The sequence below is a fragment of the Cupriavidus phytohabitans genome (assembly GCF_017815025.1).
Classification (GTDB): domain Bacteria; phylum Pseudomonadota; class Gammaproteobacteria; order Burkholderiales; family Burkholderiaceae; genus Cupriavidus.
The window spans coordinates 26928-42661 of record NZ_JAGIQB010000008.1; the positions used below are offsets into that span (position 1 = coordinate 26928).

Annotated in this window: 13 protein-coding genes; 8 read left to right on the forward strand and 5 right to left on the reverse strand. The window is 69.4% G+C overall.

Features of this window, described 5'->3' with window-relative positions:
* Nucleotides 1–16 precede the first annotated feature (16 nt).
* The 6 genes from J8I34_RS07405 (at nt 17) to J8I34_RS07430 (ending at nt 5194) form a co-directional block, all read left to right on the forward strand.
* Entirely contained in the window at nt 17–847 is an 831-nt protein-coding gene (locus J8I34_RS07405) for a CHAD domain-containing protein (RefSeq protein WP_209773882.1), read from the forward strand.
* Nucleotides 848–945: 98 nt separating this feature from the next.
* Complete coding sequence (gene mnmE, locus J8I34_RS07410; protein ID WP_209805736.1) at nt 946–2373, forward strand: tRNA uridine-5-carboxymethylaminomethyl(34) synthesis GTPase MnmE; 1428 nt, start codon at nt 946–948, stop codon at nt 2371–2373.
* Nucleotides 2374–2410: 37 nt separating this feature from the next.
* A complete protein-coding gene (locus J8I34_RS07415) occupies nt 2411–3655 on the forward strand; it encodes a glycosyltransferase (protein WP_209805737.1) in 1245 nt (414 codons plus the stop codon).
* Nucleotides 3656–3697: 42 nt separating this feature from the next.
* Nucleotides 3698–4273: an OB-fold putative lipoprotein gene (locus J8I34_RS07420; RefSeq protein WP_209773879.1), complete on the forward strand. Its 576-nt coding sequence runs from the start codon at nt 3698–3700 to the stop codon at nt 4271–4273.
* Between the two features lie 27 nt (nt 4274–4300).
* The gene (locus J8I34_RS07425; RefSeq protein ID WP_029046432.1) at nt 4301–4501 is read left to right on the forward strand and encodes a hypothetical protein; all 201 of its coding nucleotides are present in this window, start codon (nt 4301–4303) and stop codon (nt 4499–4501) included.
* A 138-nt stretch (nt 4502–4639) separates the two neighbouring features.
* On the forward strand, nt 4640–5194 hold the full coding sequence (locus tag J8I34_RS07430; protein WP_209805738.1) for an Sbal_3080 family lipoprotein: 555 nt from the start codon (nt 4640–4642) through the stop codon (nt 5192–5194).
* A gap of 42 nt (nt 5195–5236) precedes the next feature.
* On the opposite strand, the gene J8I34_RS07435 is transcribed toward J8I34_RS07430, so the two are convergent.
* From J8I34_RS07435 to J8I34_RS07445, 3 genes are all read right to left on the reverse strand, one after another.
* Nucleotides 5237–6208 carry a M14 family metallopeptidase gene (locus tag J8I34_RS07435; RefSeq protein WP_209773874.1) on the reverse strand — a complete coding sequence of 324 codons (972 nt, stop codon included), beginning with the start codon at nt 6206–6208 and terminating at the stop codon, nt 5237–5239.
* Between the two features lie 261 nt (nt 6209–6469).
* Nucleotides 6470–7441: a Bug family tripartite tricarboxylate transporter substrate binding protein gene (locus J8I34_RS07440; protein ID WP_209773872.1), complete on the reverse strand. Its 972-nt coding sequence runs from the start codon at nt 7439–7441 to the stop codon at nt 6470–6472.
* Between the two features lie 124 nt (nt 7442–7565).
* A complete protein-coding gene (locus tag J8I34_RS07445; protein WP_209805739.1) occupies nt 7566–8519 on the reverse strand; it encodes a LysR family transcriptional regulator in 954 nt (317 codons plus the stop codon).
* A gap of 163 nt (nt 8520–8682) precedes the next feature.
* Between J8I34_RS07445 and J8I34_RS07450 the strand changes: the two genes are divergently transcribed.
* Both J8I34_RS07450 and J8I34_RS07455 read left to right on the forward strand, forming a co-directional pair.
* Nucleotides 8683–9297, forward strand: coding sequence for a hypothetical protein (locus J8I34_RS07450; protein ID WP_209805740.1), 615 nt, complete (start codon nt 8683–8685; stop codon nt 9295–9297).
* Nucleotides 9298–9305: 8 nt separating this feature from the next.
* Complete coding sequence (locus J8I34_RS07455) at nt 9306–10901, forward strand: GMC family oxidoreductase (protein ID WP_209805741.1); 1596 nt, start codon at nt 9306–9308, stop codon at nt 10899–10901.
* 137 nt (nt 10902–11038) lie between these two features.
* On the opposite strand, the gene J8I34_RS07460 is transcribed toward J8I34_RS07455, so the two are convergent.
* Both J8I34_RS07460 and J8I34_RS07465 read right to left on the reverse strand, forming a co-directional pair.
* On the reverse strand, nt 11039–12526 hold the full coding sequence (locus J8I34_RS07460; RefSeq protein ID WP_209805742.1) for an efflux transporter outer membrane subunit: 1488 nt from the start codon (nt 12524–12526) through the stop codon (nt 11039–11041).
* Nucleotide 12527: 1 nt separating this feature from the next.
* Nucleotides 12528–15680: an efflux RND transporter permease subunit gene (locus tag J8I34_RS07465; protein ID WP_029046440.1), complete on the reverse strand. Its 3153-nt coding sequence runs from the start codon at nt 15678–15680 to the stop codon at nt 12528–12530.
* Nucleotides 15681–15734: the final 54 nt, after the last annotated feature.

Genomic DNA, 15734 nt, shown 5'->3' on the forward strand with positions numbered 1-15734 from the left:
CCGCATAAAGACTGCCATGACCGACGCCCAGCCGCCCGTGCTGCGCCGCAAGACGCACTCGGTCGTTGCTTTTGCCGCGCTGACACAGGCAAGTCTGGCGCGGATCGACACGTCTCTGCAGGATTTGTTGCACCGCGACGAAACGGAAGACCTGCACCAGCTGCGCGTGGCGGTGCGCCATGCGCGCGCGGTGCTGTGGGCGCTCGGGCCTGCGCTGCCCCGGCTGGAACGCGAGCGCTGGAAGCGCGAGCTGCGCACGCTGGCGCGAGCGACCAGCGAGGTGCGCGACTGGGACGTCTTCCTGGCCGAGACCGTCGCCCCCGCACGCAAGAAAGCCCCCGAAGATCCGGTGCTGGCCGCCGTGGCCGACACGGCGGCCAAGCGGCGCAACACGGCTCGCGCGGCCATGCTGGCGGCACTGGTCAGCTATCGCGACGGACAGTTGCCTGTCGTGCAACGCGATCTCGCCCACCTGGGCCACCTTGCGGAAAAGGTCGCCGCCCAAGGCAAAACCGGGCGGCGCGACCGCCTCGGCCCGTTCGCGCGGCGGCGCGTGCGCCGCGGCCGCAAGCGGCTGCGCGCGACGAAGCGGGCCGCCCGGGGCGGCGACCCGGGCGCGGTGCATGACCAGCGCATCGAGGGCAAGCGGCTGCGCTATACGATCGAGGCGCTGGCACCGGTGTTGCCGTCGCGCTATACCAAGCGGCTGCAACGCAAGCTGGTCAGGCAGCAGACGCGGCTGGGAGACTTTGTCGATGCCATGGTCGCGCGCCGGCTGATGCGCGAATGCCTGGACGTGCCGGAGCTGCCCGACGACGTGCCACCGCCACCGCCCGGCGCGAGCTGACGCCCCGCCGGAGATGGCGGCCGACTTGCCGCGCCTGTGGCGCCCCGCGAGTGCAAGCCGCGCCACGCCAACTGCAATCGATCTGCGACAATATGGCCATGACTGCTCCCCAGGTTCCCATTGCCGCCATCGCCACCGCGCCCGGACGCGGCGGCATCGGCGTGGTGCGCGTGTCGGGCCCCGATGTCGGCCCCGTCATGCGCGCCGTCTGCGGCCAGGCACTGAAGCCGCGCCATGCCACGTACCTGCCGTTCCTTGACGGCCAGGGCAAGGTCATCGACCACGGCCTCGCGCTGTACTTTCCCGCGCCCAATTCGTACACCGGCGAAGAGGTTCTGGAACTGCAGGGCCACGGCGGCCCGGTGGTGATGCAGATGCTGCTGGCGCGCTGCCTGCAGTCCGGCGACGGCATCGGCCTGCGCCTGGCCGAGCCGGGCGAGTTCACGCGCCGCGCCTTCCTCAACGACAAGCTCGACCTGGCGCAGGCCGAGGCGGTGGCCGACCTGATCGAAGCCAGCACCGAAGCCGCGGCGCGCTCGGCGGCGCGCTCGATGGAAGGCGAGTTTTCCAATGCGATCCGCAAGCTTGTGGACAAGGTCATCCACCTGCGCATGCTGGTCGAGGCCACGCTGGATTTCCCCGAGGAAGAGATCGATTTCCTGGAGCAGTCCGACGCGCGCGGCCAGCTTGCGGCGATCCGCAATGAACTGGGCGGCGTGCTGGCGCAGGCGCGGCAGGGCGCGCTGCTGCGCGAAGGCCTGTCGGTGGTGCTGGCGGGCCAGCCCAACGTGGGCAAGTCTTCGCTGCTCAACGCCCTGGCCGGCGCCGAACTCGCCATCGTCACGCCGATCGCCGGCACCACGCGCGACCGCGTGCGCGAGACCATCCAGATCGACGGCATCCCGCTGCATATCATCGACACCGCCGGCCTGCGCGAGAACGCCACCGACGAAGTCGAGCGCATCGGCATCGAGCGCACCTGGGAGGCGATCCGCCGCGCCGACGTCGTGCTGCACCTGGTCGACGCCACCGACTACCTGCGCCACGGCCTGTCCGAGATCGACGACGCCATCGACGACCAGCTCAGCGGCCATCTGCCACCGGGCTCGCCGATCGTGCGCGTGGTCAACAAGATCGACAAGGCGCCGGCGGTGGGCGACACGATGTTCGGCGGCAACCGTCCGCACGTGGTCGCCGCGAACGGGCCCAACCCGACCGAGATCTGGATCTCGGCGCGCACCGGCGCCGGCATCGAATTGCTGCGGCGGGAATTGTTGCGGCTGGTGGGCTGGCAATCCGGCAATGAAGGCACCTTCCTCGCGCGTGAGCGGCACCTGACGGCGCTGCGGCAGGCGCAGTCGCATTTGGATGTGGCCGCCGAGCAGAGCGAGCGCCAGGCGCAGGCGCTTGACCTGTTTGCGGAAGAGCTGCGGCTGGCGCAGGAGCACCTGAACAGCATTACCGGCGAGTTCACCAGTGACGATCTGCTGGGGACGATCTTTACGCGGTTCTGTATCGGGAAGTGAGGCGGTCGCAACCGGAACGCGCCCGCCTTCTTCTCCCATGCGCCTCATCCTCATCACCTTCGGCACCCAGGGCGACTGCCGCCCCATCGTAGCCCTCGGCCTGGGCCTGCGCGAGGCCGGGCATGACGTGCTGATGCTCGGCGAACGCTCCGCGGCACCGCTGGCCGCCGGGCATGGCCTGCCGTTCGCGCCGATGGCCGGCGATATCCAGCAAACCTTGCAGCCCGGCGGTGCCTTGCACAAGCTGATGACCGAGGGCGGCAACGTGGCCGAGGCCACGCGCGCGTTCGGCAAGATTGCCGAGGACAAAACCGAGGCCTGGATGGCGCAGCTGGCCGATGCTGCACGCGATGCGGACGGGATCGTGTTCTCGGGGCTGACGGCGTACGTGGCGTTGTCGGTGGGCGAGCAGTTGGGCAAGCCGGTGGTGGGCGCGGGCATGTTCCCGATCTCGCCGACGCGCGAATTCCCGTCCGCCTTGCTGCCGCCGTTGCGCCTGCCCGGGTGGGCCAACCGTGCCAGCCATGGGGTGATCAACTTCGTGTTGTGGCGCATGTTCCGCAACGCCACCAACGCGGCGCGCGCGAAGCTGTTCGGCGTGCCGCCGCGCAGGGCGATGTGGCCCGAGTTCCCGTCGCTCTACGCGATCTCGCCGCACCTGGTGCCGCGTCCGCGCGACTGGCATGCCGACTGGCTGGTGACCGGCGCGTGGACCATGCCGCCACAGCCGGACTGGCAGCCCGACGCACCGCTGCGAGAATTCCTGGAGGCCGGCGAGCCGCCGCTGTATATCGGCTTCGGCAGCATGGCGGGCTTTGACCGGCGGAAGGTGGCCGATGCCATGTTGCAGGCCGTGGACGGCCGCCGTGCGCTGTTCTATCCGGGCTGGTCCGGCATCGATGTGTCCGCGCTGCCGCCAAATTTCCACGTCATCGGCGCCACGCCGCATGACTGGCTGCTGCCGCGCGTGGCGGCGGCCATCCACCACGGCGGTGCGGGTACCACGCATGCGGTGGCCGCGGCGGGGGTGCCGTCGATCGTGCTGCCGTTCGCGGGCGACCAGTTCTTCTGGGCGGGCCGGCTGGCCGCGCTGGGCGTGGCGCCGCCGCATGTCGCCGGGCACAAGATCGACGCGGCGCGGCTGGCGTCGATGATCGCCTTTGCCGAGCGTGCCGAGACACGCGAGCAAGCCGCCACGCTGGCCCGCGCCATGGCCGCCGAGCGCGGCGTGGATCACGCGGTGGTGGCGATCGAACGCTTCTGCGCCCGGCGTGGCGCATAATCGCGCTTTCGTCTTTCGCATGCCCCCAGGCAGGACCCTTCGATGTTGAACCGTACCCAGCAGATCCTCATTGCCATCGTCGCCGTGGCCGTCCTTGGCATGTTGTGGCTTGCCGGCAATGACCGGCATGACGATGCCGCTATCGCGCCCGCCGGTTCGGGCGAGCAGGCCGCCGCCAGCGCGGTGCCGGCCAGCGACGTGCGCGGCGTGCCGCGCGACGGCACGCTCGACCCGGTCAGCATCGACCCGCAGCGGCCCGCCGACCGCCTGCCGCAATACCAGGCCAGCGCCATCCTGGACGACTACCGCAACGATTCCAGGGCCGCGGATGCGCGCTACCTCGACCACTATGTGATCGTCGAAGGCGTCGCCAGCGGCGTGCGCCGCGAGGGCGAGCAAGTGTTTGTCGATATCCGCACCAACGATCCGGCCGCCAATGTGCGTGCCTTGCTGCTGCAGCGGCAGATCTGCGGCCCGGCGGGCCGGGTCTGCGAAGTAGAGGCCCGCGCGACCATGGTGCGGCGCGGCCAGAAGGTGGCGGTGGAATGCAACGGCGCGGGCGTGGCCGATGGCGTGCCGCTGCTGCGCGACTGCCTGCTGCGCGGCGGCGCCAACTGAGCGCGAGCCTGAACCGGAGAACCTGCGATGCAATCCGTGCTGTCCGTGCTTGCGCTCATCATCCTGGCGGCAACCGCCGCGGGCCTGGCTTCGCCGCGCTGGCTCAGCGAGACCCTGCTCGGCGGCAGGCCTGTGACGCGGCTGCAGGTCGCCGTGGTAGGCCTGTGCCTGGCGGCGTTCTGCCTGATCCTGGTGGGCCGGCTGGCGCAAGGCGGGGCGGGCGGCTGACGCGCCACGCCGCCACAGCAGCGCGCAATTTGCGTGTCTGTTCCGGGAATTGGCGGGCGCCGGCAGCGCCTACAGTGTGAAGGCACGCTGCCCGCATTGCGCGCCCGCGGCGGTGCCTCAAGCCCATCCAGGATTTCCATGAACAAAGCCCTGCTGGCCGCCAGCGTCGGCCTGCTGCTGTGCGGCTGCTCGACCTATCAGGCCGTGACCCCGGTCGACCCGCTCGACCGCTCCGATCCCAATACCGCGTTCCAGGTGCCCGCCGGCGGCGGCCCGCGCGGCACCTATGGCGCCAACGGCATGCTGCTGTGCGTGGTGGTGAACCCGGTCAGCGGCAACAACTATGTCGACGCCTTCCGCGCCTCGCTGGAGCTGCGCAATTTCGAGGTGAAGATGCTGCAGGCCGAGGCGGCGTCGGTGCTGGCTTGCCCGATGGTGGCGTATTACACCGCGCGCAGCGCCTGGTTCTGGACGTCATACCTGGACAGCGTGGACATTACCGTCTTCCGCCAGGGCGACCGCGTCGGCAAGGCGATCTACAGCGCCAACCGCAGTGCGGGCGGACTCAACCTCAGCAACCTGGTGCAGCCCGCGTCCAAGCTGGACGAGCTGGTTGAACAGCTGTTCCCCGGCATGCTGCCGTCGCCGGCGCCGTCGGCCGGCACGTCGCAGGCATCGACGGTGGGGGCCTGATCAGGCAAGACCTGACCTTGCCACGCCCTCGGCAAACCCGGCTCAGCGCTCCAGCCGGCCCAGCCGCACCACGGTCACGCCGGGTCGCAGCTGGCGCAGCGAAGGCATTACCAGCACGCAGTCGGGGTAGGGCGTCACCACCGGCTCGCCGTCACGCCAGCCGATGACCGTGCCGGCATCGGCAAAGGTCTCCAGGCCCGTATAGGGACCGGCGAAGCGGAAATCCATGCTGGCGGCGACCACCGGCTCGGTCACGCGTACCACCCGCTGCGTGGCGGGCAGCGGCTGCAGCCAGCCGGCGGGGAGGTCGGCGGCGTCGACCACGCCGGCGTGCAGCAGGAAGCGCGCGGTGCTGTCCTGCGCTACCGTCACGGCGGCGGGCTCCCAGTGCTGGCCGCATTCGATCAGCAGCGCATTGCGCGGGCTGGCGGGATCGCCGAAGCCGTCGTAGTCGCGCATGCGGCGGCCCTCCGGATGGCCTTCGTCGACGATCACGTCGGCCGGCGCGCCCAGCGCGCGCGACAGGGCGATGCCTTTGTCGAGCGGGCCCGAGACGATCAGCGGGCGGCTTTTCTCATGCATCGAATGCAGGTCGAGCAGCAGGTCGACGGTGTCGATCACCGGGCGCATGGCGCGCGCGCGGCGCAGCTCGGAGGAATCGCGGCTGGTGTCGTCCAGCGTGGCGTATGTCCATACGCGGTTGAAGTCCTGGTCGACGAAGCGCGAGGCGTCGGGCCTGGCCGGGTCGAAGCTGTGGTAGGCGTCGACGTTGGCGAAGGCCAGCGTCAGGCGGCCGCGGCGCGGGCGCAGGTTGTGGTCGAGCAGCGCCTTGACGGCGATGGCGCCGCAGACTTCGTTGCCGTGCGTGAGGGCGTTGACCATCACGTGCGGGCCGGGCTGGCCGCTGTCGAACGTGTACAGGTAGGGGATGCCGGTGTTGCCGGTGGCGTAGGGGCGGATGTCGGGGAAGGCGACGTCGACGGGGTAGGCGTCGAGGTGGGTGGGGTGGGTCATGGGAATCGGTGCTCTCAGGGGTGCCCGGTAGCTCGGTGGCTGGCGGGTCGCGATTTATTTTGAGGGGGGTAGTGGTACTGGCAGGCGCCGGCCCTCACCCCCGGCGCCTCGCGCGCGCGCAGGAGAGGGGAGCAAACCGGCGGCGAGGGGCGACGCCTACAGGCCTTTTCATGCTGGCTGTGGTCTCCCCTCTCCCGCCTGCGGGAGAGGGGCGGGGGTGAGGGCCGGCGCTGGCAGAAGCGACCACGCCCGCGCTACCCCTCACTCACGAATCCCGGCCGCCTGCACGATCGTCCGGTAACGCCCGGTCTCGCGCTTGATGAAGCTGCCGAACCGGGAAGGATTGCCCGGCGTCACTTCCACACCCGCCTCGGCCAGCTTTTTCTTCACGTCCGGCATCGCCAGCACGGCCTGCATCTCGGTGTTGAGCCGCTCGACCACCGGCTTGGGCAGGTTGGCCGGGCCCATCAGGCCGAACCACACGCCCATGTCCACGCCCTTGAGCGCCGGCGTCTCGGCCAGCGCCGGCACGTTCGGCGCCACCGCGGCGCGCCTGGCGCCGGTCACGCCGTAGGCCTGCACGCGGCCCGCCTGGATATGCGGCAGCGCCGACGACAGCACCATCACCGCCAGGTCGATCTGGCCGCCGAGCAGGTCGGTGGCCATGGCCGATGCGCCCTTGTACGGCACGTGCGTGATATTGACGTTGCCCTGCTGCTTGATCAGCTCGCCGGCCAGGTTCAGCGGCGTGCCCACGCCCGACGACGCATACGACAGCTTGCCCGGCTGGGCCTTGGCCAGCGCGATCAGCTCGGCGGCGTTCTTCGCCGGCAGCCCGGGCTTGCCGACCAGCACCATCGGCTGGGTGCCGACGAAGGTCACCGGCGCCAGGTCCTTCTCGCCGTCGTAGCGCACTGCGGGATTGGTCAGGCGCGCGATCGACACCTCGCTGCCCGAGCCCATCAGCAGCGTGTAGCCGTCGGCCTCGGCCTTGACCACCTTGGACGCGCCGATGGTGCCGCCGGCGCCGCCCAGGTTCTCGATGACCACGCTCTGGCCCAGGCGCTTGCCCAGCTCCGGCGCGATGGTGCGGGCGACGAGGTCGACGCTGCCGCCGGCGGTATAGCCCACCACCAGCGTGATCGGCTTGGCGGGCCAGGTGCCGGCAAAGGCGCCGCCGGTGGCGGTGGCAAGGCAGAGTACGGCAGCGGCCGCGCGCAGGATGGTCTTCATGGTCTTGGCTCTGGGGGTCCCGGAATCGATGTTGTGACCCGATGTTAGTGAGCGCGGGTCCGGCCGGCATGCGGCTTTGGCAAGGGGGCTTGCCGATTCGGCAATGGTGGCGCAAGGGCCGCAACTAGCGCGGCGCCGTCACCGCCGCGCGCCAGAACGCCTCGGCCAGCGGCCGCATCGGCGCGCGCGGGCGGTACAGGCGGATATCGAGGGCGAGATCGCCGCCATCGTCGGCTCCCGCCGCAGTGGCGCCGATCGCACGCACCAGCCGGCCTGCGTGCAGGTCGTCGGCAATGAGCCGCGCGGGCAGCCACGCCAGGCCCATGCGCTGGCGCACCATTTCGTGCACCGACTCGGCAAAATCGCTGACCGCGATCACGTCCAGCCGCGGCGCCAGCTTGCGGCGCGCGATCTCCTGGTTGACCATGCGCCCCAGCGTCAGGGTTTCGGCATAGGCGATCATCGGCACCGGCTTTTCCTTCGCCGCCTTGCCGGTGCGCAACCGGTGCAGCGGCGCGCCATGCGCGTCGGCGGCGCTGACGCAGACCAGCCGCTCCACGCCGGCCAGGTGGAACTGGTAGCGCGCGTCGTCCAGCATCACCGGCAGGTCGGGCGGGCTGTAGCACAGCAGGAAATCGGCATCGCCCTCGCCGAACATCGCCAGCGCGTCGTGCATGGGAAAGGTCGACAGCCGCGTGCGGAAGCCTGCCGCGGCGGGGTCGCCGCGCAGCGCTTCGCGCAGGCCGGACAGCCACGCCGGCACCATCGAGCGCGCCAGCGTCTTGCCGGTGGCGATGGTCACGGTGCTGGCGTCGGCCCGATGCGCGGCGCGCAGTGCCAGCCGCGTTTCATCCAGCGTGCGCAGCGCGCTCTGCGCGGCCTCCAGGAACTGGCGGCCCTCGGCGGTAAGGCGCACCGGGAACGCGCTGCGGTCGATCAGCGGGGCGCCGGCCCACACTTCCACGGCCTGCATGCGCCGGCCGAATGCGGGCGGGGTCACGTTGCGCAGCTCGGCGGCGCGCGCCAGGCTGCCGGCCTGCGCCAGGCAGACGAAGTCTTCGAGCCAGCGGATATGCATGGAGGGGGGACGAGTAGCGTTGGTCTGCCCACATTATCGGCAAAACCAGCCGCCATCTTGCATGCCCGGCTGCGTCGGCTGGAATGTTTGCCGACCATACTAAAGGCAGCGTCAAGGCGGACTCGCCCCGCCCGGACCAGAACACCGACGCGCAGGAGGCCACATGTCCACGCATTCCCAAGGGGCGCCGCGCCGGCGCGCGGATGCCGACGCCGGGGCGCTGCACGCGCTGTCGCGCCGCGGCTTCCTCAAAGTTGGACTCGGGTTCTCGGCCATGCTGGCGTGTACCGCGCTGGTGCCGTCGCTGTCTGGCTGCGGCGTGGCCGATGCCGCGCCGCAGGCCGGCATGGCCTGGCTGCGGCCCGACGACGTGGCCATGTTCCGCGCGCTGCTGCCGGCCGTCGTCACCGAACTCGCCGAGGCGCCGCCGCCGCGGCGCGAGGCCCTGGTGCAGGAAACGCTGCGCAATATCGACACCACCTGCGCGGCGATGAACGCGGGCGCGCGGGCCGAGCTGCGCAAGCTGTTCGGCCTGCTCGCCAGCACGCCGCTGCGCTGGGCGCTGGCCGGCATCGGCCAGCCCTGGGACGCCACCACGCCGGCGCAGGTACAGGCCTTCCTGGAGCGCTGGCGCGCCAGCCGGCTGGCCACGCTCAATGCCGGCGCCGTGGTGCTGGTCAAACTCGCCAGCGTGAGCTACTACGTGCTGCCTGCCGCTTGGGCGGGCAGCGGCTATCCCGGCCCCAATGCGCCCGTCTACAGGGCGCTGCACGCCTGAAACCCGACATGGCCATCGACAATCTCTACGACGCCGGCATCGCCGCCGGCTGGAAAGTGCTGGATGCCGCCACCATCACCGCCTCCCGCACGCTAGATGCCGACGTTGTCATCGTCGGCAGCGGCGCGGGCGGCGGCATCAGCGCCGAAACACTGAGCCGCGCCGGGCTGCGCGTGGTGCTGCTGGAAGAGGGCGCTCTGCGCACCTCCGACAGCTTCCGCGACATGGACGAGAACCGCGCCTACCGCGAGCTGTACCAGGAGGCGGCGGCGCGCACCACCGCCGACGGCGCCATCGCCATCCTGCAGGGCCGTGCCGTCGGCGGCAGCACCACGGTGAACTGGTCATCCAGCTTCCGCACGCCACCGCAGACGCTGGCGCACTGGGCCAGGCACCACGCCGTCAGCGGCCATGGCGAGGCCGACATGGCGCCGTGGTTCGCGCAGGTGGAAGCGCGCCTGGGCATCGCACCCTGGACCATGGCGCCCAATCCCAACAACGACGTGCTGCGCCGCGGCTGCGAAAAACTGGGCTGGGAGTGGCACGTCATCCCGCGCAACGTAAAGGGCTGCTGGAACGCCGGCTATTGCGGCTTCGGCTGCCCGGTCAATGCCAAGCAGTCGATGCTGGTATCGACCATCCCGGCGGCGCTGGCGGCCGGCGCGACGCTGGTGCACCGGGTGCGGGTGCGCACGCTCGAACATGACGGGCAGCGCGTGCAATCGGTCATCGGCGCAGCGCTCGGTGCCGATGGCCGCACGCCCACAGGCGTGGGCGTGACCGTGCGCGCGCGGCACGTGGTCGTCGCCGGCGGCGCCATCAACACGCCGGGGCTGCTGCTGCGCTCGCGCGTGCCGGATCCGCACGGGCGGCTCGGCATGCGCACATTTATCCATCCGGTGAATATCAGCATCGCTGTTATGCCTGAGCGCATTGATCCTTATTATGGCGCGCCACAATCGGTGGCCTCCGACCACTTCCAGTGGGTGGACGGCGCCACCGGCCCGATGGGCTACAAGCTGGAGGTGCCGCCATTGTTCCCCGGCATCAGCGCCGGCGTGCTCAACGGCATGGGCGACGCGCTGCGGCGCGATATCGCGCAGCTGCCCAACACCAGCGCCATGCTGGCGCTGCTGCGCGACGGCTTCGTGCCGCAGAGCGAGGGCGGGCGCGTGCGGCTGGCCGCCGACGGCAGCCCGCTGCTCGACTACGAGATGAACGACTACGCCTGGGACGGCGTGCGCCGCGCATGGCTGAGCATGGCGCAGGCGCAGTTCGCCGCGGGCGCGGTCAAGGTGCGGCCGGCCCACCTGGACGCCACCGACTACCGCAGCTGGCCCGAAGCGCGCGACGCGATTGCCAAGCTGCCGCTCAAGCCGTTCCGCACGGCGCTGTTCACCGTGCACCTGATGGGCGGCTGCGGCATGAGCGACGATCCCCGCCGCGGCGTAGTCGACAGCCATGGGCGCCACCACCAGCTGGAGAACCTGTCGGTGTTTGACGGCTCGGTCTTTCCGACCAGCGTGGGGGCCAATCCGCAGTTGTCGGTGTTCGCGCTGACGGCACAGAATGCGGAGACGCTGGCCCGGCATCTCACGGCATGACGAACCGGCACGGCTGCGATGCGGGCGAAAAAAAACCAGTGACACCCGCCACTGGTTTCTTCGCTTGAACCGCCGACTGTTTGCTCCCTCTCCCGCTTGCGGGAGAGGGGAGTACCCCCTCGGCAAACGATATTGCGTTACTGCGCCACCGGTTGCTGCCCCGCCGGCGCCGCCTGCTGCGCCACCGCGCTGTCCTCCTTCAACCCGCCGCCCAGCGCGCGATACAGATCGATCGCGTTGTTCAGCCGCAGCTGCCGCGCCTGGATCAGCGCCTGCTCCGCGGTGAACAGCTGGCGCTGCGCATCGAGTTCGTCCAGGTAGCTGGCCACGCCGCTGCGGAAGCGCAGGCGCGACAGCTCGTAGCGAGCGGCTTCGGCGTCGCGCACCTGTTCCTGGCCGGTGACCTGGTCTTCCAGCGTGCCGCGTGCCACCAGCGCATCCGCCACTTCCGCGAAGGCCGTCTGGATGGTCTTCTCGTAGTTGGCGATCTGGATGTTCTTGCGCACGTTGGCCAGGTCCAGGTTCGACATGTTGCGGCCATAGTCGAAGATCGGCAGCGTCAGCTGCGGCGCGAACGACCAGGCGCGCGTGCCGGCATCGAACAGTCCCGAGAAGGTCGGGCTGATGGTGCCCACGCTGGTGGTCAGCGAGATGCGCGGGAAGAACGCCGCGCGCGCCGCGCCGATATTGGCGTTGGCCGACAGCAGCTGCTGCTTGGCCTGGCGGATATCGGGACGCTGCTCCAGCAGCTCCGACGGCAGGCCCGCCGGGATATCGCTGATGATGCGCTCGTCCGACAGCCGCATCGGCTCGGGCAGGTTCTCGATGGTGCCGATGGGCTTGCCCACCAGCACTTCGAGCGCGTTCTGCGCCTGCGCGCGCTGGCGTGCCAGCTGCGCCGCGGAGACGCGTGCCTGCGCCACCAGCGACTCGTTGTCACGCAGGTCCAGCGCCGAGGTGGCGCCGGCTTCGAAGCGCTTCTTGGCCAGCCCGTAGGTGCTTTCACGCGCCTGCAGCGTGTTGCGCGCCAGCTCGTACTGCTCGGCAAAGGAGCGCTCGGCCAGGTAGGCCTTGGCGACTTCCGACACCAGCGAGATATACGCCGAGCGGTGCGCTTCTTCCGTGGAGAAGTACTGCGCCAGCGCGGCGTTGGACAGGCTGCGCACGCGCCCGAAGAAATCGAGCTCGTACGACGAGATGCCCAGGCCGACGCGGTAGACCTCGGTCACCCCCGGCTGGCCCAGTACGGTGGCCGCCTCGGCCGGCGTGGTGCGGGCGCGGGTGTAGCCGCCTTCCACATTGATCGTGGGCAGCAGGTCGGCGCGCTGCACCTGGTAGGTAGCGCGCGCTTCCTCGATGCGCAGCGCGGCCTGGCGCAGGTCGCGGTTGTTGTCCAGCGAGGTGGCGATCAGCGCCTGCAGGCGCGGGTCGCGGAAGAACTCGCGCCAGCCGATGTCGGTCGCGCGGCGGGTCTCGCCGCTCTTCACCTCGGCGGTGGCGTAGCCCTCCGGTGCCACCGGGAAGCTGCCGGCCACCGGCGGGGCGGGGCGCTCATACTTGGGCGCCAGGGTGCAGCCGCTCAGAACGCCGGCCACCAGCAGCAGTGTGGTCAGGGTCTTGGTCATGTCAGATTTCCTCTTGCGGGTCATGCCACTTCTTGTCCAGCATGCGCTGGCGCTCGCTGCCCTTGAAGCGCTTGCGCACCACGACGAAGAAGACCGGCACCAGGAAGATCGCCAGCACCGTGGCCGTGATCATCCCGCCCATCACGCCGGTACCGATCGCGCGCTGGCTGCCCGAGCCCGCGCCGGTGGCGATCGCCAGCGGCAGCACGCCCAGGATGAACGCCATCGACGTCATCAGGATCGGGCGGAAGCGCAGATGCACCGCTTCCAGCGTGGATTCGATCAGGCCCTTGCCTTGCGCCTGCAGGTCCTTGGCGAATTCCACGATCAGGATGGCGTTCTTCGCCGACAGGCCAATCGTGGCGATCAGGCCCACCTTGAAGTACACATCGTTAGGCATGCCGCGCAGCGTCACGCCCAGCAGCGCGCCGAGCACGCCCAGCGGCACCACCAGCAGCACCGAGAACGGGATCGACCAGCTTTCATACAGCGCGGCCAGGCACAGGAACACGATGATCAGCGACAGCGTGTACAGGATCGGTTCCTGCGAGCCGGCCAGGCGCTCTTCATACGACTGGCCCGACCACTCGAAGCCGAAGCCCGGCGGCAGCTTGGCGAAGTTCTCTTCCATCGCGCGCATGGCTTCGCCGGTACTGCGTCCCGGCGCGGCCTGGCCCGCGATCTTCACCGCCGGCATGCCGTTGTAGCGCTCCAGGCGCGGCGAGCCCATGATCCACTTCGAAGTGGCGAATGCGGCGAACGCGACCATGTCGCCGTTGCTGTTCTTCACGCGCAGCTTGGTCAGGTCGTCCGGCAGCCGGCGGTCGGCGCCTTCGGCCTGCACGATCACCTTGCGCACCCGGCCTTCATAGATGAAGTCGTTGACGTAGCTGGAGCCGAACGCGATCGACAGCGTCGAGTTGATCTCGGCCACCGACACGCCCAGCGCGCGCGCCTTCTCGCGGTCGATGTCGATCTGCAGCTGCGGCGCGTCTTCCTGGCCTTCGGGGCGCACGCCCATCAGCACCGGGTTCTGCGCGGCCATGCCGAGCATCATGTTGCGCGCTTCCATCAGCTTGGCGTGGCCCTGGCCGGTGCGGTCCTGCAGGCGGAAGTCGAAGCCCGAGGAGTTGCCCAGCTCGGCGATCGCCGGCGGATTGAGCGGGAAGATGATCGCGTCCTTGATGAACGAGAGCGCGCCGAAGGCACGGCCCACCAGCGCCTGCGCGGTCTCGTCCGCACCGGTGCGCTCCTTCCAGTCCTTCAGGCGCACGAACGCGATACCGCCGTTCTGGCCGCGGCCGAAGAAGGAGAAGCCCGCCACCGTGATCATCTGGTCCACCACCTTGCTTTCCTTCTGCAGGTAGTAGTCCTCGATCTGCTTGAGCACGCCGATGGTACGGTCCTGCGTGGCGCCGTTGGGCAGCTGCACCACCGTGATCATGTAGCCCTGGTCTTCATCGGGCAGGAACGACGACGGCAGGCGCTTGAACAGCACCACCACGCCCGCGATGATCAGCGCGTAGATGATCAGGTAGCGGCCGGTGCGCTTGAGGATGCGCGCGACCACGCCCTGGTAGCCGGTCGAGGCCGTGGCGAAGGTGCGGTTGAACCAGCCGAAGAAGCCCTTCTTCTCATGGTGATGGCCAGCTTCCACCGGCTTGAGCAGCGTCGCGCACAGTGCCGGGGTCAGCGTCAGCGCCAGCAGTGCCGAGAATGCCATCGAGGCAATCAGCGACAGCGAGAACTGGCGGTAGATGTTGCCCACCGAGCCCGAGAAGAACGCCATCGGGATGAACACCGCGGTCAGCACCAGCGTGATGCCGATGATGGCGCCGGTGATCTGGCCCATGGCCTTGCGTGTCGCTTCACGTGGCGAGAGTCCTTCCTCGCTCATGATCCGTTCGACGTTTTCGACCACCACGATGGCATCGTCCACCAGGATACCGATCGCCAGCACCATGCCGAACATGGTCAGCACGTTGATGGAGAAGCCGAACGCCAGCAGCGCGCCGAACGTGCCCAGCAGCGCGATCGGCACCACCAGCGTCGGGATGATGGTGGCGCGGAAGTTCTGCAGGAACAGGTACATCACCAGGAACACCAGCACCACGGCTTCCAGCAGCGTCTTGATCACTTCCTCGATCGAGATCTTGACGAAGGCCGAGGTGTCGTATGGCACCGTGTACTGGTAGTCCGCCGGGAAGGTCTTCGACAGCTCTTCCATCTTGGCGCGCACCGCGGTGGCCGTGGCCAGCGCGTTGCCGGTCGGGGCCAGCTTGATGGCAATGGCCGCCGACGGCTTGCCGTTGGTGCGGGCCAGCGTCGAGTAGTCGGCGCCGCCCAGCTCCACGCGGCCGACGTCCTTGATGCGCACCGACGAACCGTCGGGGTTGGTGCGCAGCAGGATGTTGCCGAACTGCTCAGGCGTGGACAGCCGGCTTTCGGTGGTGACAGTGGCGTTCAGCTCGGTGCCCTTGGGCGAGGGCGTGCCGCCCAGTTCGCCCACGGCGACCTGCACGTTCTGCTCGCTCACCGCGGCGGTCACGTCCAGCGGCGTCAGGTTGTAGCCGGTCAGCTTGGACGGGTCCAGCCAGATGCGCATGGCGTACTCGGTGCCGAACAGGTCGGCCTGGCCCACGCCTGGCACGCGGCGGATCGAGTCGATCACCTGCGCCGACACATAGTTGCCGAGCTGGATCGCGCTGGCCGTGCCGGACTTGGACGACACGGTCAGGAACATCATGTAGTTGTTCCCGGCCTTGTCCACGCGCACGCCCTGCTGGCGCACCTCCGCCGGCAGGCGCGCTTCCACGCGCTTGAGGCGGTTCTGCACTTCGACCGAGTTCAGGTCGACGTTGGAACCCGGCGCGAACGCGATGGTGATCGTCGCCAGGCCGGTCGATTCGCTGGTCGAGTTGTAGTAGAGCAGGTTGGGGGCGCCGTTAAGCTCCTGCTCGATCACCGAAGTGACGGAATCCTCCAGCGTCTTGGCCGACGCACCCGGATAGGTGGCGGTGACCGAGATCGTAGGCGGGGCGATGTTCGGGTATTGCGCGATCGGCAACTGCATGATCGACAATATCCCGCCCAGCACGATGATCAGCGCGAGCACCCACGCGAACACCGGCCGGTCGATAAAAAACTTGGCCATAAGACTGGCTCCCTCTTTGTCTAGCCTTGTGTGCCGCGGCGGCTGGCTTCAGCT

What these genes read in the sequence shown, in the direction of transcription:
- J8I34_RS07405 (WP_209773882.1), top strand. Translation starts at nt 17, where the DNA reads ATGACCGACGCCCAGCCGCCCGTGCTGCGCCGCAAGACGCACTCGGTC.
- mnmE (WP_209805736.1), top strand. Translation starts at nt 946, where the DNA reads ATGACTGCTCCCCAGGTTCCCATTGCCGCCATCGCCACCGCGCCCGGA.
- J8I34_RS07415 (WP_209805737.1), top strand. Translation starts at nt 2,411, where the DNA reads ATGCGCCTCATCCTCATCACCTTCGGCACCCAGGGCGACTGCCGCCCC.
- J8I34_RS07420 (WP_209773879.1), top strand. Translation starts at nt 3,698, where the DNA reads ATGTTGAACCGTACCCAGCAGATCCTCATTGCCATCGTCGCCGTGGCC.
- J8I34_RS07425 (WP_029046432.1), top strand. Translation starts at nt 4,301, where the DNA reads ATGCAATCCGTGCTGTCCGTGCTTGCGCTCATCATCCTGGCGGCAACC.
- J8I34_RS07430 (WP_209805738.1), top strand. Translation starts at nt 4,640, where the DNA reads ATGAACAAAGCCCTGCTGGCCGCCAGCGTCGGCCTGCTGCTGTGCGGC.
- J8I34_RS07435 (WP_209773874.1), bottom strand. Translation starts at nt 6,208, where the DNA reads ATGACCCACCCCACCCACCTCGACGCCTACCCCGTCGACGTCGCCTTC.
- J8I34_RS07440 (WP_209773872.1), bottom strand. Translation starts at nt 7,441, where the DNA reads ATGAAGACCATCCTGCGCGCGGCCGCTGCCGTACTCTGCCTTGCCACC.
- J8I34_RS07445 (WP_209805739.1), bottom strand. Translation starts at nt 8,519, where the DNA reads ATGCATATCCGCTGGCTCGAAGACTTCGTCTGCCTGGCGCAGGCCGGC.
- J8I34_RS07450 (WP_209805740.1), top strand. Translation starts at nt 8,683, where the DNA reads ATGTCCACGCATTCCCAAGGGGCGCCGCGCCGGCGCGCGGATGCCGAC.
- J8I34_RS07455 (WP_209805741.1), top strand. Translation starts at nt 9,306, where the DNA reads ATGGCCATCGACAATCTCTACGACGCCGGCATCGCCGCCGGCTGGAAA.
- J8I34_RS07460 (WP_209805742.1), bottom strand. Translation starts at nt 12,526, where the DNA reads ATGACCAAGACCCTGACCACACTGCTGCTGGTGGCCGGCGTTCTGAGC.
- J8I34_RS07465 (WP_029046440.1), bottom strand. Translation starts at nt 15,680, where the DNA reads ATGGCCAAGTTTTTTATCGACCGGCCGGTGTTCGCGTGGGTGCTCGCG.